Raw genomic sequence first — 25,097 nt, 5'->3', positions numbered from 1 at the left:
AACGATGCTCGAGAGCCTGATCCCTCGCGGCGGCGTGATCGTTTCCTGCCAGGCGCCGGTTGACTCTCCGTTACGCGGCCCTCAGCACATGGCCGCCATGGCCGCCGCGGCCGAACTCGGCGGAGCGGTCGCCATCCGGGCCGAGGGGCGGGCCGACGTCGCCGCGATCGTCCAGGCCACCTCCATCCCGGTGATCGGCATCCGCAAGGTGACACACGGCGACGATTCGGTGTTCATCACCCCGTCATTCGGCGACGCACACGACCTGGCCAGCGCCGGAGCCGCCATCATCGCGCTCGATGCCACACCGCGGCCGCGCCCCGGCGGGGAGACGCTGGACACCATCGTCGACCGGATCCACCGTGACCTCGAGCGGCCCGTGATGGGCGACGTCGACTCCGTCGAGTCGGCCCGCTTCGCCCTGCGATGCGACGTGGACGTCCTCGCCACCACCCTGTCCGGATACACCGGTCACCGGCAGTCGGACACCGTCGACATCGATCTCATCGCCGACCTCGTCGCCATCAGCGATCGCCCGGTCATCGCCGAGGGCCGGATCTGGACCACCAACGACCTCACGGCGGTGCTCGACGCGGGTGCGTACGCCGCCGTCATCGGCACCGCGATCACCAACCCCTGGTTGTCCACCCAACGTTTCGTCGATACCGCCAAGAACCACCCGGAGGCCTGATGGGCACCGAACGCCGGACCCGTACGCCGAAATACCTGCAGATCAACGACCAGCTCACCGCCATGATCGCGGATATGGAGCCGGACACCTTGCTCCCCAAGGAACTGGAGCTGGCCGAGACGTTCTCGGTGAGCCGGGAGACCCTTCGGCAGGCGTTGCAACTTCAGACTTCCGCCGGTCGGATCTACTCCATCAAAGGCAAAGGGACGTTCGTCGCCCGGCCGCACATCTCCAAGGGCGACAAACTCACCTCGTTCACCGAAGACATGGAGGCGCGAGGGCTGACGCCCAGGTCACGGGTGATCTCGGCGCGGGAGATCACCCCGGACACCGACACCGCCCATGACCTCGAGCTCGACGACGGCCGCACCGTCTTCGAGATCGTTCGGATCCGGTTGGCCGACGACGTACCGATGTGCCTGGAGACCTTCCAGACCCCCACGTCGTTCTTCCCCACCCTGCTGGAACTACCACTGACGGGCTCGATCTACGAGCTGTTCCGCACCCACGGCCGGATCAGCATCACCAACACCGAGCAGCGCATCACCGCCGCGCTTGCCAAGAAAGCCCAGGCCGACCTGCTCGGCGTCCGGCCGCGCAGCCCCGTCTTGCTGGTCAACCGGGTCAGCAGCGATCAGCGCGGCCGACTGATCGAGCGCACCGAGTCGGTCTACCGGGGCGACCGCTACGACTTCCGGCTCTCGGCCCGGCGCGACGGCCGCTAACCCACCGCGCTCAAGCCGGTGCGGACAGGGAAATCGACAGGCGCCCGCTCGGGGGTTCGACGAGATCTCAGCAGGTCCAAGCTGATCCGGCCGACCACGGTGGTCAACCAGCACGCGGTACGGATCGGTGGCGTAGACCGTCACGTACATGATGGTGGTCAGCATCCTGGCCTCGCTTCGTGTTTGGACCCCGTCTAGGACTTCCTGGCTTCCAATGACGGGTACCAGCCCGAAACGCCCCGCCATCCGTCACTAGAAGCCAGCAAGAGATCGCACGGCGGCTTCTGACCAGCTCTGAAATGATGTGGGCCGACGCCATCGGCATCGTGGTCACCATCCTCGCGGTGATCCTGGTGACCCGCCGGCGGTTGTGGCACCGGACCGGAACGCTAGCTTGCGGGGGTCAATGTGTACCGGGCCAACCTCCAGGCACCATCTATCTGGTCGGCCTGACCAGGTGCGGCCGGCTCGGGACGTCCTGGTTTCTAATGACGGATAGCAGTCAGAAACGCCCCGCCATCCGTCATTAGAAACCAGCAAGAGGTCGGGCCTACGGGCTGAGCACCTCGGCGTCGCGTTCTGCGATGATGTGGCCGTGCCTGCATGGAACTCGGTCCACTACCCGTTTCCGTTACGCACCCACCAGCAACACGCGCTCGACGCCATCGGCACCGCCAAGAACGCCGGCGGTACCCGGGCATGGGTGGTACTGCCACCGGGCACCGGTAAAACCGTCGTCGGCCTGGAAGCGGGCCGACGGCTGGGCCAGCCGATCGTCGTGTTCGGGCCAAACACCGCGATCCAGGCTCAGTGGCTCGCCGAGTGGCGCACGTTCACCCCGGCCACCATCCCGGCCGGTACCAGCCGCGACCTGTCGGCACCCGTCACCGCTCTGACTTATCAGTCGCTAGCGACGTTCGACCCGGACGCCGAAGTGGACGAGGAAGGCCACACCCACGTCGCCCAGGTTGGCAGGCGGCCACGAGGCGGCAGTCTGCTGGATCGCCTGCACCCCAATGGCCGGGCGCTGGTCACCGCGCTCGAAGAGGCCGGCCCCATCACCCTGGTCCTCGACGAATGCCACCACCTCCTGGAGGTCTGGGGCAGGCTGCTGGCCGAACTCCTCGACGACCTACCCAACGCCAATGTCATCGGCCTGACCGGCACTCCCCCGGATACCCTCAGCTCCGACCAAGCGGCCCTGGTAGACCAGCTGTTCGGCACCCCGCTATACAGCACGTCGATCCCATCGGTGGTCCGAGAAGGGCACCTGGCGCCGTTCGCCGAACTCGCCTGGTTCACCACCCCGACTCCCACCGAGGCGGGTTGGCTGGCCAGCGAGGCCGAACGCTTCGCCGAGCTCCAAACCGACCTGCTGAAACCCGGTACCGCCAGCACCGGGTTCCTCACCTGGCTCGACCAACGATTCGTCAGCCGGCAGATCCAGACGGACGACGACGTCCCCGCCGGCGCCGAAGCGCTGAGCCTCGAGTGGTCTCGGCTCGAGCGCAGCGACCAAGACCTCGCCGCCGCGGCGCTGCGCTTCCACCACGCCGGGCTCCTCGAGCTCCCCGAGGGGGCGGTCCTCCGCGAGGAACACCGGCACCGGCCCACCGCCGACGATTGGGTGGCGCTGCTCAACGACTACGTCCGGGGCTGCCTACTGCCCTCATCGGACCCACGGGACGAAACCCTGCTGCAGGAGATGCGCACCGCGCTCCCCAGTGTCGGGTTTCAGCTGACCAGGCGCGGTATCCGGCGCGGCCGCTCCCCCGTCGACCGGGTGCTAGCCCGCAGCGAGGCGAAGACCACCGGCACGGTGGAGATCCTGGCCGCCGAGTCGGACACCCTGCGGGACCGCCTCCGTGCGCTGATCCTGTGCGACCACGAACGGGCGACCGCCACCCTGCCGGCCAGGTTGCAGGGTGTGCTCGACGCGCAGGCCGGATCCGCGCGCCTGGTGCTCTCGAACCTGCTCGCCGATCACCGCACGGCGGCCCTGGAACCGGTATTGGTCACCGGCCGCACGGTCGCGGCGAGCGCTCACACCGCACGCAAGCTTGCCGCGTTCGTCGCAGAGCAGGCGCCGAGTATCGAGCTCGACGAGATCCCGCCCGGCTCGACGGGACTGGTAGAACTCACGGGGCGGTGGCGATCACGGCAGTGGGTGCCGCTGGTCACTCGGTTCTTCGAGGCCGGGAGCGCCCGGATCCTGGTGGGTACCCGTGCCCTACTGGGTGAGGGCTGGGACGCCCAGGGGGTCAACACCCTCGTCGACCTGACCACGGCCACCACACCGACGTCGGTGGTGCAGACCCGTGGCCGTGCCCTGCGGGTCGATCCCACCTGGCCGGAGAAGGTAGCCAACACATGGACCGTGGTGTGTGTCTCCGAGGAACACCCGGGCGGCACCAGCGATTGGGACCGGTTCGTCCGCAAACACCACGGCTACTTCGGCGTCACCGATGCCGGGGAGATCTCGTCCGGGGTCGGCCACGTCGACCCGACGCTCTCCCCCTACGAGCCGCCACCGGTGACGGAGTTCGACGACCGCAACGCCGGCATGCTGGACCGGGCCGCGGACCGCGCCCGGGTACGCACCCTGTGGAACATCGGCGAGCCGTACCGCGACGAACTGGTCCATACGATCCGGGTGTTGCCGGTTCGGGAGGACCGCCGACGGATCGTGCCGGGCCCCCTCGCCCGGCCCACGGTGCCGTCGTCCGTGCCTGGCCCCACCGCTGCCCGCCGGCCGGAGTGGCTACGGCTACCGGCGCTGTACCGACCTGTGACGGCAACCGTTCTGGCCTGCGGACTCACGGTTGCGCTGGTGGTTGCCGGCTTCTGGTGGCTGACCGGCCTCGCGGTGGGTGGCGCCGCGCTCTCGTGGTGGGACTGGCGACGGCGACGCGACCGGATCCTCCTCGCCGGTGGACGGCGGCTCGCGGACCTGGGTCGCGGCCCCGAACCGCTGGCGTTCGCCTGCGCGGTCGCCGACGCGTTGAACAACGCCGGCCTGTCCTCACGTGGCTCGGCCGGCGTCGGGACCACCGTGGAACCCGACGGCTCGTACCGGATCGTGCTCGACGGCGTCGACACCGCCACGTCGCAGTTGTTCACCACCGCACTCGACGAGGTCCTAGCGCCGCTTACCACACCCCGGTACGTCGTTCCTCGTTACATCGCACCCGAACTACCAGACGACGACGATGTGCTGCGGAGCGCAGGCCGGGATTGGTTGGACGACGCTCGCCCGGCCAACGCCGTCGTCTACCACGCCGTTCCATCGGTCTTGGCGGTCAACGCGGCGCGGGTTGCCTATTTCGTGTCGTCGTGGCGGTGGTGGGTCAGCGCCGGAGACCCAGTACGGACCGCCACCCCGGAAGGGGAAGGCATCCTGGCCACCCACCGCGGCCAGAGCCCGTTCGCGGCGACCACTCGCCTCCGCGTGGCGTGGAGCTGACGACACCCTCACCTGTCGGGCGGCTTCACCGCTTGACCTTGTCGTGGCGTCAAGGTTTCTACTTAGGTCCATGGCGAAGGTGTACATATGACGGCCCAGGACGCGGTGATCTGGGCACACGGGTTGACCAAGCGATTCGGGAAGGTTCACGCGCTGACCGGCGTGGATCTCGTCGTCCCGCCGGGTAGCTGCTATGGCCTGCTCGGCCCCAACGGCGCGGGGAAGACCACAGCGATACGTGTGTTCGCCACCATCACCAGCCCAGACGGCGGTGAGGTTCGGGTGGCCGGATATGACGTGGTGCGCGAGGCACAGCAGGTCCGGCATCAGATCGGCCTGGCCGGCCAGTACGCCGCGGTCGACGAGGACCTCACCGGGTGGGAGAACCTGTACATCTTCGGCCGGCTGTTTCGTCTCGGGCGTCGCAAGGCCCGTCAGCGCGCCGACGAACTCCTCGACGAGTTCGCCCTGAGCCACGCGGCCCACCGGCTGGTCACGACCTACTCCGGAGGTATGCGGCGGCGCCTCGACCTGATCGCCAGCATGATCATCTCCCCGAAGGTCCTCTTTCTCGACGAGCCGACGGCGGGATTGGACCCGCGCAGCCGGCTGCAGATCTGGGACACCGTCCGGGCGCTGGTCGACGGCGGCACAACTGTCTTGCTGACCACGCAGTACCTCGAAGAGGCGGACCTGTTGGCCGACCAGATCGCGGTGATAGATGCCGGCACCATCGTCGCACGTGGTACCCCGCGCGACCTCAAGGCGCGCATCGGAAGCCGGGTCGACGTCGTTCTCCAACCGGCCCAAGACCTGACCGAGGCAGCGGCGGCGTTGACGACCATCGCGGCCAACAACACCGAGCCGGATGTGGACCCGGACCGCCGGACCATCAGCATCGCCGTGGCCGCCAACGCCATCACCCTGCCCGAGGTGGTCCGGCATCTCGACACGAGCGGCATCGAGGTCCTGGACGTCGGGATCCGCCACCCCAGCCTGGACGAGGTGTTCCTGAGACTGACCGGCCACCAGGGCCTTACCCCGGCGCCAACCGATCTGGAAGCGAGCCACCATCGATGACACAGACCCTCCCGCGGGCGTCCACCCTGGCCAGCGGCTTGGCCGATGGCGTCACCGTGATGAATCGCAACCTACGCAAACTCCGGCACAAACCCGGCCAGATCATCGCCGAGCTGACCGTGCCGGTGATGATGGTGTTGCTGTTCGGCTACATCTTCGGTAGTGCTATCGCGATCGACGGTGGTGACAATTACATCGAGTACCTGATGCCCGGCTTGCTGGTGATGGGTGCAGCGCTCGGCGCGCTCAGCACACTCACCGCGATCGCCCGAGACAACAGCCTCGGTGTCATGGACCGGCTCCGCTCGATGCCGATGGCGCGCTGGGCGGTGACGTTCGGCCAGACCGCCGCGACCTTGCTGATCGGGATCGTCGGCCTGGTGGTGATGTCAGCGGTCGGGCTCATCTTCGGCTGGCGGGCACACAACGGAATCGGCCCTACTCTGGGCGCTTTCGGCCTGATCCTGCTGTTCTATTACGCGGTCTCCTGGCTCGGCGCCCTCCTTGGCAGCCTGGTGGACACCGAGGAGACGGCAACCCGGCTGATGACCCTAGCCCTACCCATAGTGATGATCTCCAACGTGTTCGTGCCCACCGCGGGGATGCCGAAAGCGCTGCAGGTGGTGGCCGACTGGAATCCGGTCAGCGCGGCCGTCACCGCCTGCCGTGACCTGTTCGGCAACCCGGGTGTGCCGTTCGGCGACACCACCTGGCCTATCGCCAACCCGGTGCTCGCCACCGTCGGCTCCGCGCTGGTGATCCTCGCCATCTGCATTCCCTTGGCCGTCATGCGGTTCCAGAAGAACGCGGATTGACCCGGACGACGGGAGGGCGATGCGTTGTTCGCCGTGTTTGCCACCGGTTCGGATGCCGGGCGGCCGCTTGACCACCTTCGTCTCGGTGAGTACCGGGATCCCGACCCGCCACCCGGCTGGGCCGTGGTTCGGGTCAAGGCGACATCGCTCAACCACCATGACCTCTGGACGCTGCGTGGTGTCACACCACCTGGCCAGCGGCTACCGGTAGTCCTTGGCAGCGAGGCCGCGGGGATCGATCACGAAGGCAACGAAGTGATCGTCTACCCGGTGATAAACGAGGCCCGGACCTATCCGGGCAACGAGACACTCGACCCGCGGCACCGGGTGCTGAGCGAAAGCCACGACGGCACCTTCGCCGAGCTGGTGACCGTGCCTCGGCACTGCCTTATTCCGAAGCCCACCCACCTGAACTTCGTGGCCGCCGCCTGCCTGCCCGGCACCTGGCTCACCGCGTATCGGATGCTCTTCACAGCGGTGCGGTTGCCCCCCGAGTCCACGGTGCTCGTACAGGGAGCGGGCGGCGGAGTGGCCACCGCGTTGGTGTGCCTCGGCACCGCCGTCGGACACCGGATCTGGGTGACCAGCCGCAGCGAAATCAAGCGAGAGAACGCTCTGAGACGGGGGGCCGATGCCGCCTTCGCCACCGGAACGCGGCTGCCCAGGCAGGTGGACGCGGTTATGGAGACGGTTGGCCAGGACACCTGGAGACACTCGATCCAGGCCACCCGTCCCGGCGGATCGATCGTGGTCAGCGGGGCAACCAGCGGCGCGATGCCGGCTGCGTTCCTACGCCATATCTTCATGAAACAGCTGTCGATCATCGGGGTAAAGTTGGGCACCCGCGCCGAGTTGGAGGACCTGGTGCGGTTGTGTGGCCAGACTGGCGTATATCCGCCACTGAACCGGGTTGTCCCCCTGGTGGACGCCCGCAGCGGCTTCGCCGCCCTAGCTCGTGGAGAAGTGTTCGGAAAGATCGTCTTTACGGTTGGCGGCTAGCGGCCGTTCACTCCACGGACAAGATCGTGGCCAGGTCGGCAAGGGTGGCCCGCGTTCCGTACCGATCCTGCACGCCGCTGAGGTTCAGCACTAGCTCATCCACCCCCGCGGCCGCGAACTCGGCCGCCTGCCCAGCCAACTCGTCCGCCGTGCCGGCCAGGAAAGCCCCACCGGACAGCAGCCGTTCGGCGGTCACCGCCGGATTCGACGCAGCCACCTCGATTCCAGCCTGGAGCAGCATCGTGCGGTAGTGCGGTGCTGCGAGGTGCAGCCCGCACGTCGCCTGCACCACCTCCGCGACGTCCCGGCCGCTCTCGGTGCAGCAGACCGGGATGATCACCACCATACGTGGGCAGGGCCGGCTGGCCTCGGCGGCGCCCTTGCGCATGGCCGGCAGCAGCACGTCGTGGACGTACCGGGCCGGGGTCAACCAGGTGATCGCGACGTCGGCAACCTCACCAGCCAGTTTCGCCATGCCCGGCCGCAGCACCCCCAACCCCACCTCCACCGGTGACGTGGCGACCACAGGTAGCCGCAGCCGCCCGACGATGTAGTCTCCCTCGACGTCGAGTGCGTTTCCGGCCAGCAAGTCCCGAACCGCGGTCACATACTCCCGCATAGCCACGAGTGGACGTCGATAAGGTGCGCCCAGGACGGCCCGCTGGACTTCCGGGGCGCCCGGTCCGAACCCGGCAACGAACGGATGTCCGGAGATCGCCGCCACGGAACGTGCATGAAGCGCGGCGGCGAACGGATGCGTCATCGGGGTCAGCGTCACCCCTACCCCCATCGGGATCCGGAACCCGGCCGCCGCGATACCACTGAACACCTGATGGGTGTCGACAGTGAGGTTGTGGCCCAGCCAGATCCGCTCAGCTCGGCTCCACTGTGCGAGGCCGGCAAACGGCAGCAGTTGTTCCAGCTTGGTTGGCATCACCGGTAAGAAGATCGAATACCTCACCGAGCACTCCTTCCCAGGATCACCGGCAGTTCGAGCAGGCCACCGGTGACCGGCGCCAACGGGCGGTACACGACGTCTCCGGCCAGCACCGCCTCCGGAAACCGGGTCGCCAGCACCCGAATCGCCGCCGTCGCCTGGCATCGGACGAAACCCGCGACCAGCCCCACCGCCGGTCCCCCACTCAGACACAGCGGCGGCGGACCCGATGCCGACCCGGGCGCCGATGCCCGTGCCGATGCCGTTCGATGCTCGGGTTCGGCCACCAGAAGCACCACGTGATCGTCGGCGCCGATCTGCCCGCCCGCTACCTCCACTGCTTCCTGCGCGACCAGGCTCACCAGCCGCACCGGCGGGTCGTACCGCAAGGTGTGCTCAACCGCGCCCTCGACCAACTCCGGGCTCCAGGTGTTCGTCGTGAGCAACCGCGCCACGGTCTTCCCGACGGTTTGCACGGCCATCTCGACTCCGGCGACCGCCAACGAAGCCACGGCGTTTCCGACGTCGTCCACATCCAGCCTGGTACTTCGCGCCGCCCCGCGGAGTTCTTCGATCAGCCCGCCGCCCGGCGCACCACTCCCGACGACATCCGTCACCAGCCGGCGGATTCGGGGCGCGGCAACCACCACCCGCGCGGCGGTGTCCAGCCACAGCGGACTCAGCCCGGCGTCGAGAGCCGGTGCGAGGTCGGCGCCGACCTCGGCGAGCTGTTCCGACAACGCCGCCGGCAGCTCAAGAAGCACCGCGAGGGTCTGGCCGGCGGCCGGCCGGGCAAAGCCGGCCATCACCTCGGTACTGCCGTCGACCGTCACCTCCGACGCGCCGGTCAGTCGGTCGGCATGCTGGGCCGATACCCGCTCCGCCGTCGCCGCCCAGTCTGTCGTCGCCGCCCCGCCTGTCGTCGCCGCCCCGTCTGTCGTCGCCGCCCCGACTGTCGGCACCGCCCCGTCTGCTGATACCGCCGCGGCAAGGTGGGTGACGCGGCTAACCTCCGCGCCCGACAGGGTAAGCGCCGCACCCTCCAGTGGCAGCGGATGGCACGACGGACGACGCCAGCGGCCGCCCTGGATCGGATGTACCTGGGGACCGGAGCACCCCCGATGCCGCGCCCCCAGCCGTGGATCGCTGAGCAGCCGAGCCACCAGGTCCACCTCGGTGATCACCCAGGTGCCCAGCTCACTGCGCCACACCGGACCACGGTTGCGGAGTACGGGCACCTGCCCGGCGTCACCACGCAGCAGCAGCGCATAAGGGTCCCCCGACTCGCCCACCATCCACTGCAAGCTCCGTAGGGTCATCAGGTGCCGGCCCAACCCGGCCAGAGCTGTGGCGGCGCCCCGATCCGATCCGGTCACGAGGTACCCAACTTCCTGGTCAACTCGGAAATCCTCGGCACGAGTTCAGCTGGGGCCGGTGCGGACAACATCTCCGAACGCAGGGTGGCCGCGCCGGCTACATAGGCCTGCTCATCGAGGACGGCGTTCAGCTCGCCCCGGAGATCCTCGGGCCGGAAGGTCTGCCGCCGGAGGTGTCCACCGGCGCCGAGTTGGCGCATCGCCTCGGCGCGGGGTGTTGTGTCCCACGATCCATCGGGGATCAGAATCTGCGGGACACCGTGGAGCGCCGCACAGAGACCGGTGCCAGCGCCACCGTGGTGGACAATCGCCGCACACGTCGGAAGAAGCGAGTTCATCGGCACGAAGTCGACGATGCGGACGTTTCCCGGTACCACGGGTGCGGGGTCCATTTGGCCCAGGTTCAGGGTGGCCACCACCTCCGCGTCCACCCCGGCCACCGCGTCCAGCAGATCGGTGACGTTCTCTGCGTCGGTCCCGGTGGCGTCCCGCAAGGACAAGCCGAACGTCAGGCACACCCGGCGGCGACGGGCGGGGGGTTGACCATCCCGGGGCAGTTCCGCACCGCCGTAGTAAGGCACGTACCGGAGCTGTAGCTGGTTCGGCAGCGGGTACTGCAACGACGGTGGATGGGTGTTCAACGAGAACTGCCCAACGACGACGTCCTCGCCGAACGAACACCCGAACCGCTGCAGATTCCAGCCGAGCCACTCCCGGAACGGATCGTGCCGCCGTGCGGCAGGCTGGCACGCCAGCATAGCCAGGAAGTCGACGCGCATCTGCCCCAGCAGATCAAGGCTGGTCAACAGCCGACCATGGGCCGCACCACAGGCCCGGGCCGCGATCGGTGCGGCGAACATCGCCTCGTCCCACAGCACCAGGTGCGGCCGCCAGGACCGAGCGACGGCGACGAGTTCGTCCACCACCGGCTGAACACTCACCTCGTGCAGCGGATACGTGGCCATCACGGTGAAGCGGGTGTACAGATACTGGAATGAACAACCACCGGGCCGGAACTCGCTGAGGTCAAGCCCGGTCACCGCTGGGTCGGCGGAAGGGAGGTTGTCGAATATCTTCCACCACGCCATCGGATCGCCGATTCTGACCGCCGGAAGTCCTGCCGCCACGATGTCAGGGATCCATTCGGGTTGTACCGCCACCCGGACGTCGTGCCCAGCAGTGAGGAACGCCCGGGCCAGCGGGACCTGGTGGTGAATATGGGTTCTGGCTGGATAAGGCACGAACAACACCCGCATGGCCGACGTCCTCACCGGATGGCGACGTCCGGGACGTACGTGATCCACCGGCCCCCGTGGTCCCGGAACTCGTGTTCTTTCGCCATGATCTCTTCGGCGTGGTTCCAGGCGAACAGCAGTGCATAGTCCGGATACGGCTCGCGGAATCGTTCCGGGCTCAGCACGGGCAGGTGCGCTCCGGGGGTAAGCCGGCCTTGTTTGGCCGGGGTACTGTCACACACGTACGACACCAGCTCCGGGGTGATCCCGACGAAGTTGGTCACCGTGGCACTCTTCGCGGTGGCTCCGTAGCCAGCCACCGAGTGGCCGGCCTCGTGCAAACGTTCCAACAGCCCCCGTAGGGCCCGACGGTTCGCCCCGACGTTGGCCGCGAACCGGGAGCAGGTGATCGCCTCGGCGAGGCCCGCGCGTTCTTCGGCAGCCAGCCACTCCGCGACGGCCGGCGTGACGGTGCGCTGACCGGCCCGAGCGACGGTGTACCGGAGCTCGCCGCCGTGCACGGCGAGTGGCGCGACGTCGACGAGTTCGAAGCCGAACCGGCGGACCATTTCCCGCACCGATCGCACCGTGAAGTAGTAGAAGTGCTCGTCGTAGATCTGGTCGTATGACGTCTTGGCCACGATGTCTCCGAAATACGGATCCTCGAAGACGAAGATCCCACTCGGTTTGAGCACCGCGTCCAAACCCCGGAATACGGAGTCCAGGTAGGGGATGTGACAGATCGTGTTCGCCGAATAGGCCAGGTCGGCCCGGCCCTCAGTGGCGACTATGTCTCGGGCGGTCGACTCCTCGAAGAACGCGACGCGGACCCGTACCTCCGCGTCCTCGGCGATCCGCGCTACCCCGGCCGATGGCTCCACCCCGAGATGGCGGCGGCCCGCCTCGGCGATCATGCCGAGCATGACTCCGTCGTTGCAGCCGATCTCGATCACGAAGGACCCGTCATCACGCAGCTCGGTCTCGAGAAACGACGCCGCGGTCCGGGCGAAGTGTTCCCGCATCACCGCCGATCCCGACGAAAGATAGGGATAGCCGGCGTGGAACATCCGCTCCCGTGGCACCGCATTGGTCAGCTGGATCATCGTGCACGCCGCACACCGGCCCACCGCGAGGTCGAAGAAGAACTCCGGATCGGTATCTCCGGCAGTTCGGAAGGCATCCGAGATCGGCTGCCGCCCTAGGTCGAGGAATTGCCACACCGGGCCGCGGCAGATCCGGCAGCGGAAGCTCTCGGATGGGTTCACGGCTGCGCTCCTTTCACTCTCACCGCAACTCACCGCACGCCCAACACGTCGCGGATCGCCGCGATCACCGTGTCCTGTGTGCTTGGCGGCAGGGCGGGGTACATCGGCAAGGAGAAGATCTCCGCCGACGCCGCTTCGGTCACCGGAAGCGATCCGGGCCGGTAGCCGAGGTGGGCGAAGCCGCTCATCAGATGTACCGGCCAGGGATAGCTGACATTGAGGTCGATTCCGCGCTCACGCAGCGCGGCCATGATCATGTCGCGGCGTGGATGGCGCACGACGTAGACGTAGTAGACGTGCTGGTTTCCCGGGCTCACGGAGGGGAGGATCAGGTCCGTGTCTCGGAGGCCTTCGGCGTAGCGCTCGGCTACCCGACGCCGGCCCTCGAGATAGGTCGGCAGCCGGGTCAGCTTCCTGCGCAAGATCTCCGCTTGTACTTCGTCCAACCGGCTGTTGTAGCCCGGCGTTTCGACGACGTAGTACCGGCCTTCGTCCATCCCGTAGTACCGCAGGCGGCGCAGGCGGTGTGCGACGTCGCCGTTGTCGGTGAGAGTCGCTCCGCCGTCGCCGTAGCCGCCGAGCACCTTGGTGGGATAGAACGAGAACGCGGCCGCCGTTCCCATGGCACCAGCTCGCTCACCATGATGGGTCGCGCCATGGGCCTGCGCACAGTCCTCCAGAATCGTTAGCCCGTGGCGGTGCGCCAGGGTCCGCAGCGCAGCCATCGGCACACACTGGCCGTACAGGTGAACCGGGAGCAGGCAACTGGTCCGCGGCGTGATCGCGGCCCCGACCTGTTCGACATCCATGAGGTAGTCGCTGGCTGTCATGTCCACGAAGACGGGGACCGCGCCGATCGCCTGGATGGCGACGACGGTGGGGGCCGCGGTGTTGGCGACGGTGATCACCTCGTCGCCAGGACCAACCCCGAGGGCCCGCAGGCCGAGCACCAACGCATTGGTTCCGTTGTCGACGCCAACACAATGTGCCATCCCGTGGTAGGCGGCGAACTCCTGCTCGAATCCGTGCACACTCTTGCCCAAGATGAGCTGCCCCGACTCGAACACCGTCCGCACCGCGTCCAGAATGTCGTCCTTCTCCTGCTCATACTCCGGCAGATAAGTCCAGACTCGGGTGCTCACTGTTCCTCCATCTCAGCCGCGAGGGCGGCCACTGTGCGTCTGAGTCCTTCACGCAACGGGACCTGAGGGGACCAGCCGGTGACCGTCCGGAAGGCCGAACTGTCGACGGCCACGCCGACCAGGTCTTCGGCGACCGCTCCTGTTGGCGGTTCAACCCTGATGACGGGCACGGGCGGTTTCCCGGTGTGGGTGGCCGCCAGGTCGGCGATGGCGTAGAAGACCTCGGCGAGCGGTGTGCTCTCGTCGGCCCCCAAGGACCAGCAGCCACCCACCAGCGCACCGGCATGCCGCAGCGATGCGGAGAAAGCTGCACCGACGTCCCGTCTGTGCAGGAAATGACGGTCGACACGGCCGTCGGTCCACATCGTGATCGGCGCACCGGCCAGCGCCCTACGGGCCACCGTCGCCACGACCCCCCGGTCCCGTATCCGCTCCCCGGGACATAGTCCGTAGATGGTCGGCAGCCGCACCACCATGCCGCGAAGCACACCGGCCCGGGTCGCCGCCATGAGGAGGTCTTCGGCGTGCATCTTCTGTTGCACGTAGGCCGACGCCGGTGCGTCGGTGTGCGCTGTGGTGCTGGCCAGCACCACCGTCGCCGCCGGCCGGGTGCGGCCCAGCACCGTGACGAGCTCGTCGACCAGCTCGACATTCACCCGGTACCCTGCCGGGTCATCCAACGCGATCCGCCAGGACCGGGCGTCGGTGGTATACGCCACCAGGTGCACCACCGCGTCGACATCGGCGACGGCGCCAGCAAGCGCTCCGGGGGCCGTAAGGTCGACGGCACGGACGTCGGCGGCGGCCCCACGCGGCGGTGGACAGGGGCGACGCGCGACGAGCCGGAGCGCTATCCCACGGCTGGCCAGCGCTCCCGCTACGGCGGAGCCCACGGGGCCGGAAGCTCCCAACACAACTACCCGCGGCCGGTTACCGCGGCCGGCGACGGCCCTCATCCGCGCCTCCACCGCGGCCCGTCGGACACCGCCTGGCTGCGCAGGCAGGCAAGCAAGCTGCGGGCCTGCATATTGATGTAGTCGCTGTGCCTAAGCAAGGCGTCGAGCTGATGACATGCCATCCAGCGGTAGTCCGGGTGGTCATACGCCATATCGGTCTCGACGATCAAATGGCGGCTGCGGGTATGGAAGAACCGGCCGCCCTCGTCGGACAGGAATGTGTCGAACCGAACCTGCTCCGGCCGCGCGCCAAGGACCTCGTCCAGAAATGGCGGGCGGGGTAGCTCCGGCACGTGTGCGTAACTGTCCGGCGTGCACTGGACCGTTGGGGCCAGCTCGACGCCGCCAGGAATTCCCGGCTCGCGGCGCAGCTGGACCAGCACATGCAACACTCCGGAGATTTGCCGCACCAAGAACGCCACCAGCCCGGTGCCCCTAGCGGCCAGCATCGGTTGCGACCACCGAGCTACCTCACGTCCGGTGGCGTGGACGTCAACGCCGATCACCTCGAAGAACTGCCCGGTTTCGTGCACGATCGCGGCATCGGTGAAACGCCAGCCGGACAACTCCGTCAGCGGCATCGGGGTGCGCTCGATCCGGCAGGCCGACCGTCGCTCAGTGATCCAGCTCAGGATCTTTCCCGTGGGGATCAGACACCCGGAACGTTCGTCACCGGAACGCAGAACCGACCGGGGGAACCCTGAGCCGGGCGCCTCCCGGCGGACAGCGACATCAGAGGCGGCGAACGGGAGGCAGGACAGCACGGTGCGGGTGTCCATGTTCACCAGATCGTCCACCGCGAGCAACTGGTGTAGGAGGCCAACCGGCAGCCAGCGAAACCCGGGCAGCGGCTCCAGTGGGTCGTCCACCTCTACCACGACGTTGCGGTTGCGCTTGCCGAGGAACCAGGCGCCCTGCTCGGACTGCAGGACATCCGTGATCACCCTGTGCCGCCTGGCGTCGACGAAGTACTCGAGGTACGGAATGGCTGCACCACCATGCACCTGGGCCTGATTGCTCGACGTTGCCTGAACCGTGGGGGAAATCTGAATACCGTTGCGATTTCCGGGCTCCGCCTTGGCCTGGACCAGGCACTCGAGAGCCCCACCTGCCTCCCGCACCAGCAGACCCAGGATGCCGATCTCCGGCTGGTTGAGGATCGGCTGATCCCATTCGGGTACCGCGTTGCCCGGCATAGAGATCCGCAGCCCCTCGACCGTGAAGAACCGGCCACTTTGGTGGCCAAGCACACCAGACGCCGGATCGAGCCGCCATCCGGCGAGTTGCCCCAGCGGGACGATCTCGGCGTCGGTCGACATTCCGGGCCGCTGCTCATCGATCCAGCGGCCGATCTCATCCAGGTCATGGGTGGTGCCGCTCGATGTGCGGACGGCACGGGCGATCCGGGTGGCATCCACCTGGCGGTCGTCGTCGCGGGACAAAGCTGGGAAGGATGTCACCGTGCTGCTCCTTTCAGCTCCCGAAGCCACGTCACCGCTGAGGGTCCGGCACAATCAGCCCGGCTTTCTGCTGCGCCCGCATCGCCGAGCTGACCCGGTCGAACCGCATCGCCACCGCACGCTCGAACTCCTCCCCGGCCCGCCCAGCTGGAAGCTCGGCCAGGCTGGTCTCGGGTTCGAAGTTGCGATGTTCATCCCGCCCGGAAACCAGCAGGGCACTATCGGGCCGGTGACCGGCCGGCCGTACGGAGGTGGCGATGTAGTCGATAGCCACACTGATCCGGGTCTGCCGTGTTCGGTTGAACCCGGACCCATGCACGATCAGCATGTTGTGCAGCGAACATTGACCTGGCCGGAGCACCACATCATGGGTGGCGTAGCCATCCAGATCGAGGCAGACCTCGTCACCGCGCTGGCGATCCGATAGCTGCGCACTCCGGCGGTGCTGCAACACACCAAGCCGGTGGGTGCCGGCGGCGAAGCGCAGGGTGCCGTTCTCCGGCCCCGTCGGGGTCAACGCCAGCCAGACCCGGAAGGCTCGTTCCTGTGTCCCAGTCAGGTCGTATGACAACGCATCTTGATGCCATGCCAAGTCGGACTGGCCGTTGGGCTCCTTGAGGAAGAGATTGGTGCCCCACACCATCACGTCCGGCCCTAGCAGGCTGCCGGCGACGGCGAGCAGCCGGGGATGCCGGGTCAGCCTGTCCGCCCAGCGCCGCACCAGGTGGATCTTGGGTCCGTACATCAGGGAGGCGGCCAGCTCCCCCTCGGCCCGAGAGTCGCGGATGTGGGAGTGGACGTCGTCGAGAAGCTCGGCGGCTTCGACCTCGGTGAGCACATCCACGGGGAACAGAAACCCGTCGTCCCGGAACCGCTGGATCTCTGAGTCACGCAGGCCGGGCATGGTGTGGGTACACATGGCGGCTCCTTTCCGGGGTGATGAGTTCGGTGATGATGCCGGCGGTGACCGACGGCGCCGGGGTGGCGGCTATCTCGGCACGTAGCCGCTCCGCCTCGACGCGATATTCGGCGTGGCCGAGTACGTCGGTCACCGCCTGAGTCAGGAGCGCATCCGGCTCCGGCGCCGCGCCGGGCACGGACACTCCTGCCTGCAGCTCGGTCAACCGGCGTGCGTTGTCCAGCTCGTCGAAGGAGCCCGGACACAGGACCTGTGGTGTGCCGGCGGCCATGGCGGACAACGTCGTGCCGGATCCACCGTGGTGAATCACCAGATCGCAGTGGTGCGCCGCGAGCCCCACCGGAATCCAGCGAACGGCGCGCACCCGCTCCACGACCCGCCGGGGCACTGTCGTTCGGTCCGCGGCCACGAGGACCTCCGCGCCGGCGCTCAGCGCGGCGTTCACCGCGGCGTCCAGCAACGCCGTCTGCTGCCCGCCTTCGAGCCAGACGGTGCCGAACGTCACGAGGATGCGCGCCTTGCCGTGCGGCGGGCTCGCCAGCCACTGGGGTGGCAACGACGGGCCGTTGAACGGCAGGTAGCGCGTGAGTACTCCAGGCCGCGCACCCGGTATCTGGAACGACGGCGGGCACGGATCCACGGTCAACGCGGCGGGCCGGCCAAGCCCGGGCCAGTCCTGCCAAGAATCGCCGAACACCTGTGCCGCCGCCATGCTGCGCGTCCGGTCGGGCAACGACAAACCCCACCGGTGTTCGACGTAAGTCACGCCGGCTTCCGCGGCGGTCCGCCGCCCGGCCAGGTCGATCTGATCGGAGAGCACCAGATCGGGCCGCCACGACGCCACGATCTCGGCGAGCTCTGGCCCCATGGCCTCGGATATGCGGGCAAACCGCCGCAGGGTGCGGACATCTTCGGTGAATTCGTCGGTCCAGTCCTCGTCACGGACGACGACACTCTCTGCCGCGGGTTGGGTGCATGCCAGTACAGCCAGGCCGGTCTGCAATACCGCTCTGGCGAAGTACGCAGGCACTGCCACCCGGACGTCGCATCCGGCGGCCCGCAGCGCCCACAGGGTCGGCACCATCGGGTAGAGGTGGCCGAGAGCCGGACTGCTCACCGCCAGCACCTTGCCGGCCGGCCCGCCACCCGCCGTCATCGTGCTCCCCCAGCGCGCTGCGCTGTCCCGGCGAGTACCGCAGCGCCATGCAACGCGACCAGTTCCTGCTCGAACCTCGTGACCGAGCCAAGCCCTACAGCGCGCCGCCGGTCCTCCAGGCCGTCCGGATCATCAACCGGCAGCATGTGATAGCCACCTCCGGCCGCCCGGGTGTACTGGGTTCCGTACCGTTGCGGCCGGCCGCGATGCGTACGGATCCGGTCGATCAGGTATGCCACGTGGCAGGCATCCGCCTGGCCCCCGTCCACCGCCTCCACCAGCTGCTGCAGCCCGAAACATTGGAGCAGACGGTCTCGGTCGGCGTGTTGCACCAGCAACGCGGCGTCAGCGACCCCCTGGCTGCCCACCTGGTGGCGGCCTGGCCATCCGGTCGTGCGGAGAACCGTCCACATCCATGCCGCGTTGGCGTCGTCGACCCGGCGCCACACGGCGAGTTTCTCCGCGGTGTCGCCGCCGTCGGCCCGCACCCGCTGGTCGAGTTCCACCCGTCGGCGGAGCTCCGCGGCCAGCTCCGGCGACGTCGGCGTAGTGGTCATCCCGCGACCTCCGCCACGACGTACTCGCGGGACCCGAACGGCGTCTCCGCGTCCGCGTCGCCCTCGTCGGTGACGCACCGCTCGCCGTGCCGGAGCCTGAACCCGTTCCCGGCCAGCTCAGCCATCAGCTGCGCGGGTTCGTCGAGCCGGAACTCGAAACCGGTCAGCGTGCGCTGGGTGCCACCCTCGGCGCCCACCAGCTCCGCGTACATGTTGGTGACTTGCCGTTGTTGAACTGGGTCTCGCCGGGCACCAACCAAAACGAAACCCCGACGTCCCTGCGAACGGATCGGGAACGCGATCACCGCTTCACGTTCGGATTCACCGGGGTGGTACGGAATGTAGTCGAATAGGAACCGGCCCCCGGCACCGAGATGCCGACGCACGGCGGCATAGGTCTTCATCCGCTGCTCAGGCTCGAAAAGTGTCATGCTGAGCCCACCGATCACCACGACGTCGAAGGTGCTGTCGAGGTCGAGGGTCAGGATGTCGCCGCGGACGAGGGAGATCCGATCGGTCACCTCGGACTCCGCGGTACGCATCAGCCGCCGGGCCGCACCCAGCTGGGTCGCCGACTGATCGACTCCGGTGACCTGCCAACCCTTCCTGGCCAGCTCAAGCGCTGAACGGCCGCCGCCACAACACAGGTCGAGTGCACCTGCCGCTCCTGGTGGTCCCGCGTGGTCGGCGAACCACGAGCTATCGTCGTGGGCTCGGGTCACGAGGGTCGTGTAGAAAAGCCCGAGCAACCCCTCGAACGGTGTGCTCAGTGTGGTTTCCGGAAGTGCGAGCCGCTCGATCTCCGCGAATGGCCCGAAGAGGCTACGTTTGTCGAACATCACGCCTCCACCGCGTCGGCGGCGTACAGATAGACCGCCTTGCCAAAACGGTCACCGCAGAAACTGCGCCGGACGAAGTCACCGAGTTGCGCACCGGAATGGACCGAGTCCAGCACCACCTCGAGCCGACCTTCCGCGTAGTCGGCCAGGGCGGCCTCGAGATCGGCGCGCTGGCCGAGACACTGACCGTGGATGGTGGCATTCTTCGCCACCATGCTGGTGAGCAGTTGCATCAGCGTGCCCGACGACAACCCTGGCATTTCCGGGTGTTCGTGCGGGCCACCCATAAGCCGGCAGGTGACATAACGCCCACCGAATCCGAGTAGCTTCATGGCGGGCAGCAGGTAGCTGTCGCAGAACGGATCCACGACCACATCGAAGCCCTGTACCTCGCGGGCCAGGGCGGCCAGCGCAATGACGTCGTCGGGTTTGTCCGGATGGAAGACCCGCTCGATACCGAGCCCGCGCAGCCTGTCGTAGCGCTGGTCCCGCCGCGACAAGGCACAGACCCGGGCGCCGCGACCCGAAGCAGCGCTGGCCGCGAAGACGCTGGTGGTCGAGGTGGCGGCGGTGATCAGCACAGTGCTGTCCGCAGCCACCTCGGCGCGGCGCAACATCGCGCACGCGGTCTGCGCACTAACCGAGAAAGCCGCTGCGTCAGCGGTGGTCATCGTCTCCGGTACCGGCAGCAGGCGGGAATGGTGGAGCCGCTGTAGTTCCCGTGATGCGCTATTGGTCAGCACACCGGCGGAAACCGCGTCGGGTGGTGTGGGCGGCCAGTCCATGGTGGGGATCACCCGGTCCCCCACTGCCAGGTGCGCAACCGATGATCCGGTCGCGACGATCTCACCGACGAAATCGGAACCAATTCCCCTACTCCGGTCGAACAACATCTCCGGCTGTTCACCCAAGATCAGGGAGGTGTCCCGGTAGTTCAGGGAGAACCCAAGCACCCGCACTAGAACGTACTCTCGGTTGTGATCCGCGGCTGGATCAAACGGGGTGTCCTCGACGTCGGTGAGGCCGAACCACAGTGGTGTGCCACGTACCGAGTGCCGAGCCCATTCCCGCCAGTGTCCCGGCGGCTCGTCAGTCCGCACCTCGTCGCAAAGCAGTACTTTCACCGCATCTCTCCTAATACCAGCGGATCAGCATCGCACCAGCGGTCATCCCGGCGCCCACCGCGACCAGGGCGACGTACGCGCCCCGTTGAAGTGGCCGTTCCCGATGGGCGAAGGCCAGCGACACCGGCAGCGACGCCGACGCCGTGTTGCCGGTGCGCTTTCCGAACAACGGCACGATGCGGTCGTCGAGCCGCACCGACTCAGCCAGTGTCTGGACCAGCTTCGGGTTCGCCTGGTGCACGATCACCCGGTCAAGCTGATCTATCGGTAGGTCGGCCGCGCTCAGCACCGAGTCGAGCAGCTTCGGCCCCATGTCCAGCACCACGTCGCGCACACCTCGGCCGTCCATGTGAAACCAGGAGGGTGAACCCGCCTCGGGCGCGGGCACATGGGCGAGTTCCTGCAGCGCACCATCCGCCCACAGCTCCACGGCCAGGATCCCGAAGCCAGGTGGTACCGCACCGAGGACGATCGCTCCGGCCCCATCTCCGAACAGTGGAGCGGTGCGGCGGTCACCGGGATCGACATGCCGGGTGAACACGTCCGCGCCGATCACCAACGGCGTGGTCGCGATACCCGTGGCCATCGCCCCCCACGCCATCGTCACCGCGTACACGAAACCGGAGCAGGCGGCGTTGACGTCGACGGCGGGTGCCCCGTGTAGCCCCAGCCGGTCTTGCACAGCGCTGGCCGTCGCCGGAACTGGACGGTCCGGCGTCACGGTGGCAAGCACCACCATGTCCGGCCGGACCTGCGCGTCGGCGATGGCGGCCTCCGCGGCGCTCACCGCTAGATCGGCGGTGCCTTGGCCTGCCGCCCTATGGTGCCGACTGATTATTCCGGTCCGTTCCGCCACCCATTCCGGGCTGGTTCCGCACCGCTCAGCCACGATTCGGTTTCCCAGCGCAGGACCGGGCAGGCACATTCCGAGGCCCATGACACCAAACCCGGACCAGGACGCGGCGCTCATTGCCACCACCCCATCTGCTGCACCACGGACTGCTGATCGAGTTCGTTGACTTCATCGAGGATGAGCCCGTCCACCATCCGCGCGATGTTCGTGCCACTCACCGAGATCAGCCGCAACTCAGGAACCTGATCCGCCATGATCCGTAACGCCGGACCAAGGACTTCGGCATCGGTAACCCACCCGACCAGCTCCCATCGGTAGGCGAGGTCAGCGCCCGAACTCACCACATGTGTCGCCCGCATCCGGGCGTGTTCGATGAGTTCCAGCATCGATCGCACCGCTCGCGCGAACTCGTCGTACCCGCGGATGATCACCTCGGATCGCTCGTCGACCTGCCGGTAGTCCGGATGGAGGTACTGGGGAAGCCGCTCAAAGCGACGGTGGTTCCAGATGTCGTCGACGAATCTTTCGACGAAGGCATGACGGTCGGTCCGCTGGGCAGCTCTCCTCATCATCCGACCAGGCGCCTTTCGATCGCGGCAGCGCCCTGCCACTCGTCGCGCAGCAACCCCATCATCACCGCGTCCACCCGTCCGTCCGGGCTAGGCATCTGGTCACGGGCGATACCTTCGCGGGTGAAGCCGAGCCGGTCGCACATTCGCAGCGACGGCTCGTTGGTCACCGAAACGAATCCCATCAGCCGGTGTACATCCGGTCCGCCGAACAGTTCATCCAGCACAACCGCCATACATGCGGTTCCGACGCCACGCCGGCCGACCCGGGCGGCCTCGACGCCGTTGATCACGTCGCCACTCCACACCCCCGGGATTCCGAAGGGCATATAGAGCTGGATACATAGCGGGCCGTAACCAGACAGTTCAACAAACCAGCCGCGTGCCGTGCCCGCGCTGATGAACGAGACGATGTGCTGCCTCGTCTCGTCGTCGGCCGCGGTGAATCCAGAGTCCGCCATCTCACCAATGCGGTCGGCGGACAAGAACGCGTCGACGACGTCCTGATCGGTCTCGGTGATCGGACGGACGGCGAGTTCACTGGGAAGTACGCGAGACACGGTGGTGGTCATGATGTTCCTTCGCGTGGTGAGTGGGTTCGGTTGGTCCGCTGGAGATCCGGGCCAGTTCCCGCAGGACCGCATCCGGTGGTGCACACGCGCCATCGCTGAGTTGCCAGGTCCACACGCCGTGGCCGGCGATTGGGCCAACCAGATGCCGGCCGTCTGCCTGCAGCGCCGCCGCGGCGCGTCGGTATGGACCACTGGCTGTCACCCCCATAGCCAACGACGGCGCGAATACCACGGGGACGGTGGCCGCGACCGCGATGCTGGTCGCAACGTCGGCGGTGAGTCCTAGTGCACAGGAGGCAAGGAAGTGGAGGGTGGCCGGCCACACAAGAACCGCGTCGGGCCACTGCGCCCATTCCACGTGGATCGGACCGGAACCGGCCGACCAACCCGGTGGAATAGCCGGCCGGCCGCTCAGCACCTCCAACGCGGCTGGCGACACCATGGCCCTGGCTGCTTCGGTCAGGCAGACCGCGGTGTCCACCCGGTAGTGCTGTCGCAGCAACGTGACGAACGTCGGAAGATGACAGACCGATATCGCTCCGGTGCCGATCACCAGCACCTTCCGGACACCGATCGATCCTGGTAACCCGTCGCTCATACGCCCGCTCCCGCCGTCCGCAGGTGAAGCTCGATCGACTCCCACGAACGAGCCAGCTCCGCGTACATCTCCTCCAGGGATCCCGAAGCGGACCATTGCGAGACGAGCACATTCGCCCAATGAAGACCGACGCTGACCAGCGTCGACGCGGGTCGGCTCGCAGACGCAGCCCCGTTGGAGCCGACAGGCGCTCGGGCTACGCCGATCCCCCGCGACACTCGGTAGCTGAACCCGGCAACCGGCTCTTCGACGTCGCTCTCGGAGACCAGCGTGGTCAGCAGCCGCAGGACCCTCGGCAGCTGGGCCAGGTTTACGTAGATCACCGCCGAGTCGGCCCGGCGCAACATAGTGCGGGAGCCGCCCAGCTTCGTGGTGAACTCCACCGCCTCGGCCGCCAACGCCCGCACAATCGCCGCCCACGACGGCACCGCCGACTCCACCCCCAGGTTCAGATAGATCCGGGCGTCGAGGTTGGCGCCCGACACGTCCGGCCCGCGCCAATGCAGCCACCGGCCCTCCGCCGGACAAGCCAGCCCGCTCACCTGCAAAGTCACGTATCCCAGGTATTCCGGCTCGATATCAGTAGGCGAAACACGGAATTCGACACCCGCCGGACAACGGACGACTACGCTGTCCTCCTGCGCCTGAACCAGCCGCATACTTGGCTGCCGGTAGGTCAGTCCGGACAGCTGCTGGGATATCTCGCGGGCCATCTCCACGAACTCAGCGCGGTTCGCCGAGAAGCTGCCTTCGGTCGCTGGCCTGCGGGTGTGCACGACGGTATACACCTGCTCGACGAGATGGTCCCTCACCGCCGCGCCGATGGGCCGGTCGTCGGGCTCCGGCAACACGCTGGCCACCAGGGCATCGATCTCCAGCAGCCCGGGATACTCAGGCGTCATGATCAATCGCCCTCCACCGTCGCGGATCAAGCAAGAGACCCCGCCCAATCTCGTACTGCGCCTTCGCCAGACGGTCCCAGCTCGTCACGGAGGTGCGCATGAATGCTCTAGTGAGCAGGGCACATCCAACGGCCGCCGCGAGCAGCTCCGGGTCCAGGCGCTGCGCGGTGCCCGCGCGATAACCCCGGAGAACCGCGCGGATACGGCCAGTGGCCACCGTGACAGCCCTGGTGAGGGCCGCTTTCGCGGCGGGCCCGGCCGGCGCCGTCACCGCCAGGAGTCCATCCGCCATGAGCGACGCGGACATCGCACCCAGGTCAGCCTCGGCCCGGCCGATGCCGGCCACCTCCCAGTCGATCAGCCGCGGCTGGCCGGCGGGGGTGACACAGACGTTGTTCGTCCGGGCGTCACCGTGAATCCACGTGATCCCGTCGAGTAGCTGATCCCGGGTACGTCGTCCTTGCTCGCGCACGGGATCGTCGGTGTGGAGTACACCGACCAACCTCCGCTGCACGGTTGAAAGCCCTAACCACGTCGATGGGGTCAACGGCTCCCATGGAGGCGCCTCGATCCGGGCGGGACCAAGGCTCGACGGCGGCCGGGCGCCGTGGAGTGCCGCGAGCACCCGGCCAACCGTCCCCAAACAACCGCCGGGTTCTGAGTCCTTCTGCACCAAGACGTCCAGCCGCGGCCCAGGAATGTAGGACAACTCCGGCCGCCCATCGTTGTCCCCCATGACAGCCGGAGCTATCGGCATTCCATTAACCGTGGTCAACTGCGCTGCTGCCAACGCGATATCGACCTCGGCGACCTCCGTAACGACCGCCCAGCTATGAACTACCGACATCATTTCCCTTTCCTTGC

The 25,097-nt window shown here is 67.6% G+C and carries 24 protein-coding genes; 6 read left to right on the top strand and 18 right to left on the bottom strand.

Features of this window, described 5'->3' with window-relative positions; translation table 11 throughout:
- Nucleotides 1–4 precede the first annotated feature (4 nt).
- The 6 genes from G8760_RS20300 to G8760_RS20275 all read left to right on the top strand — a co-directional run bounded on the left by G8760_RS20300 (nucleotide 5) and on the right by G8760_RS20275 (nucleotide 7,773).
- A complete protein-coding gene (locus G8760_RS20300) occupies nucleotides 5–691 on the top strand; it encodes an N-acetylmannosamine-6-phosphate 2-epimerase (RefSeq protein WP_207782538.1) in 687 nt (228 codons plus the stop codon).
- Nucleotides 691–1,416: a GntR family transcriptional regulator gene (locus G8760_RS20295; protein WP_166354564.1), complete on the top strand. Its 726-nt coding sequence runs from the start codon at nucleotides 691–693 to the stop codon at nucleotides 1,414–1,416. The genes G8760_RS20300 and G8760_RS20295 overlap by 1 nt, the downstream gene beginning before the upstream one ends.
- Before the next feature lie 595 nt (nucleotides 1,417–2,011).
- The gene (locus G8760_RS20290; RefSeq protein ID WP_207782537.1) at nucleotides 2,012–4,879 is read left to right on the top strand and encodes a DEAD/DEAH box helicase family protein; all 2,868 of its coding nucleotides are present in this window, start codon (nucleotides 2,012–2,014) and stop codon (nucleotides 4,877–4,879) included.
- Between the two features lie 87 nt (nucleotides 4,880–4,966).
- Nucleotides 4,967–5,959, top strand: coding sequence for an ATP-binding cassette domain-containing protein (locus G8760_RS20285; protein WP_166354560.1), 993 nt, complete (start codon nucleotides 4,967–4,969; stop codon nucleotides 5,957–5,959).
- Nucleotides 5,956–6,774 (top strand): ABC transporter permease, encoded by an 819-nt coding sequence (locus tag G8760_RS20280; protein WP_166354558.1) that lies wholly within the window; start codon nucleotides 5,956–5,958, stop codon nucleotides 6,772–6,774. Before G8760_RS20285 ends, G8760_RS20280 begins: the two co-directional genes overlap by 4 nt.
- A gap of 24 nt (nucleotides 6,775–6,798) precedes the next feature.
- Nucleotides 6,799–7,773: a zinc-binding dehydrogenase gene (locus tag G8760_RS20275; RefSeq protein ID WP_166354556.1), complete on the top strand. Its 975-nt coding sequence runs from the start codon at nucleotides 6,799–6,801 to the stop codon at nucleotides 7,771–7,773.
- Nucleotides 7,774–7,780: 7 nt separating this feature from the next.
- On the opposite strand, the gene G8760_RS20270 is transcribed toward G8760_RS20275, so the two are convergent.
- The 18 genes from G8760_RS20270 to G8760_RS20185 are packed head-to-tail and all read right to left on the bottom strand — an operon-like array spanning nucleotide 7,781 to nucleotide 25,080.
- Complete coding sequence (locus G8760_RS20270) at nucleotides 7,781–8,734, bottom strand: LLM class flavin-dependent oxidoreductase (protein ID WP_207782536.1); 954 nt, start codon at nucleotides 8,732–8,734, stop codon at nucleotides 7,781–7,783.
- The gene (locus tag G8760_RS20265; RefSeq protein WP_166354554.1) at nucleotides 8,731–10,086 is read right to left on the bottom strand and encodes a cytochrome P450 family protein; all 1,356 of its coding nucleotides are present in this window, start codon (nucleotides 10,084–10,086) and stop codon (nucleotides 8,731–8,733) included. The genes G8760_RS20270 and G8760_RS20265 overlap by 4 nt, the downstream gene beginning before the upstream one ends.
- On the bottom strand, nucleotides 10,083–11,342 hold the full coding sequence (locus G8760_RS20260; RefSeq protein WP_166354552.1) for an activator-dependent family glycosyltransferase: 1,260 nt from the start codon (nucleotides 11,340–11,342) through the stop codon (nucleotides 10,083–10,085). Before G8760_RS20260 ends, G8760_RS20265 begins: the two co-directional genes overlap by 4 nt.
- 11 nt (nucleotides 11,343–11,353) lie before the next feature.
- On the bottom strand, nucleotides 11,354–12,586 hold the full coding sequence (locus G8760_RS20255; protein WP_166354550.1) for a class I SAM-dependent methyltransferase: 1,233 nt from the start codon (nucleotides 12,584–12,586) through the stop codon (nucleotides 11,354–11,356).
- Between the two features lie 29 nt (nucleotides 12,587–12,615).
- A complete protein-coding gene (locus G8760_RS20250) occupies nucleotides 12,616–13,728 on the bottom strand; it encodes a DegT/DnrJ/EryC1/StrS family aminotransferase (protein WP_166354548.1) in 1,113 nt (370 codons plus the stop codon).
- The gene (locus tag G8760_RS20245; RefSeq protein ID WP_166354546.1) at nucleotides 13,725–14,684 is read right to left on the bottom strand and encodes an NAD-dependent epimerase/dehydratase family protein; all 960 of its coding nucleotides are present in this window, start codon (nucleotides 14,682–14,684) and stop codon (nucleotides 13,725–13,727) included. The genes G8760_RS20250 and G8760_RS20245 overlap by 4 nt, the downstream gene beginning before the upstream one ends.
- Nucleotides 14,681–16,144 (bottom strand): NDP-hexose 2,3-dehydratase family protein, encoded by a 1,464-nt coding sequence (locus G8760_RS20240; RefSeq protein ID WP_166354544.1) that lies wholly within the window; start codon nucleotides 16,142–16,144, stop codon nucleotides 14,681–14,683. The genes G8760_RS20245 and G8760_RS20240 overlap by 4 nt, the downstream gene beginning before the upstream one ends.
- A gap of 31 nt (nucleotides 16,145–16,175) precedes the next feature.
- Nucleotides 16,176–17,063 (bottom strand): phytanoyl-CoA dioxygenase family protein, encoded by an 888-nt coding sequence (locus G8760_RS20235; protein WP_166354542.1) that lies wholly within the window; start codon nucleotides 17,061–17,063, stop codon nucleotides 16,176–16,178.
- Nucleotides 17,032–18,180: a glycosyltransferase gene (locus G8760_RS20230; protein ID WP_166354540.1), complete on the bottom strand. Its 1,149-nt coding sequence runs from the start codon at nucleotides 18,178–18,180 to the stop codon at nucleotides 17,032–17,034. Before G8760_RS20230 ends, G8760_RS20235 begins: the two co-directional genes overlap by 32 nt.
- A 35-nt stretch (nucleotides 18,181–18,215) precedes the next feature.
- Nucleotides 18,216–18,776, bottom strand: coding sequence for a DUF6624 domain-containing protein (locus G8760_RS20225; protein ID WP_166354538.1), 561 nt, complete (start codon nucleotides 18,774–18,776; stop codon nucleotides 18,216–18,218).
- Nucleotides 18,773–19,615 (bottom strand): SAM-dependent methyltransferase, encoded by an 843-nt coding sequence (locus G8760_RS20220; RefSeq protein ID WP_166354536.1) that lies wholly within the window; start codon nucleotides 19,613–19,615, stop codon nucleotides 18,773–18,775. Before G8760_RS20220 ends, G8760_RS20225 begins: the two co-directional genes overlap by 4 nt.
- Nucleotides 19,615–20,739 (bottom strand): quinone oxidoreductase family protein, encoded by a 1,125-nt coding sequence (locus tag G8760_RS20215; protein WP_166354534.1) that lies wholly within the window; start codon nucleotides 20,737–20,739, stop codon nucleotides 19,615–19,617. Before G8760_RS20215 ends, G8760_RS20220 begins: the two co-directional genes overlap by 1 nt.
- A gap of 10 nt (nucleotides 20,740–20,749) precedes the next feature.
- On the bottom strand, nucleotides 20,750–21,709 hold the full coding sequence (locus tag G8760_RS20210) for a 3-oxoacyl-ACP synthase III family protein (RefSeq protein ID WP_166354532.1): 960 nt from the start codon (nucleotides 21,707–21,709) through the stop codon (nucleotides 20,750–20,752).
- Nucleotides 21,706–22,164, bottom strand: coding sequence for an ester cyclase (locus tag G8760_RS20205; RefSeq protein ID WP_166354530.1), 459 nt, complete (start codon nucleotides 22,162–22,164; stop codon nucleotides 21,706–21,708). The genes G8760_RS20210 and G8760_RS20205 overlap by 4 nt, the downstream gene beginning before the upstream one ends.
- The gene (locus tag G8760_RS20200; protein WP_166354528.1) at nucleotides 22,161–22,733 is read right to left on the bottom strand and encodes a GNAT family N-acetyltransferase; all 573 of its coding nucleotides are present in this window, start codon (nucleotides 22,731–22,733) and stop codon (nucleotides 22,161–22,163) included. Before G8760_RS20200 ends, G8760_RS20205 begins: the two co-directional genes overlap by 4 nt.
- Nucleotides 22,699–23,331 carry a flavoprotein gene (locus tag G8760_RS20195; protein WP_166354526.1) on the bottom strand — a complete coding sequence of 211 codons (633 nt, stop codon included), beginning with the start codon at nucleotides 23,329–23,331 and terminating at the stop codon, nucleotides 22,699–22,701. The genes G8760_RS20200 and G8760_RS20195 overlap by 35 nt, the downstream gene beginning before the upstream one ends.
- Nucleotides 23,328–24,233 (bottom strand): T3SS effector HopA1 family protein, encoded by a 906-nt coding sequence (locus tag G8760_RS20190; RefSeq protein ID WP_166354524.1) that lies wholly within the window; start codon nucleotides 24,231–24,233, stop codon nucleotides 23,328–23,330. Before G8760_RS20190 ends, G8760_RS20195 begins: the two co-directional genes overlap by 4 nt.
- Nucleotides 24,223–25,080 (bottom strand): phosphotransferase, encoded by an 858-nt coding sequence (locus G8760_RS20185; protein WP_207782535.1) that lies wholly within the window; start codon nucleotides 25,078–25,080, stop codon nucleotides 24,223–24,225. Before G8760_RS20185 ends, G8760_RS20190 begins: the two co-directional genes overlap by 11 nt.
- Nucleotides 25,081–25,097: the final 17 nt, after the last annotated feature.

It is taken from the genome of Phytoactinopolyspora limicola, assembly GCF_011320225.1.
Classification (GTDB): domain Bacteria; phylum Actinomycetota; class Actinomycetes; order Jiangellales; family Jiangellaceae; genus Phytoactinopolyspora; species Phytoactinopolyspora limicola.
This window is presented reverse-complemented; position numbering and strand designations above follow the sequence as displayed.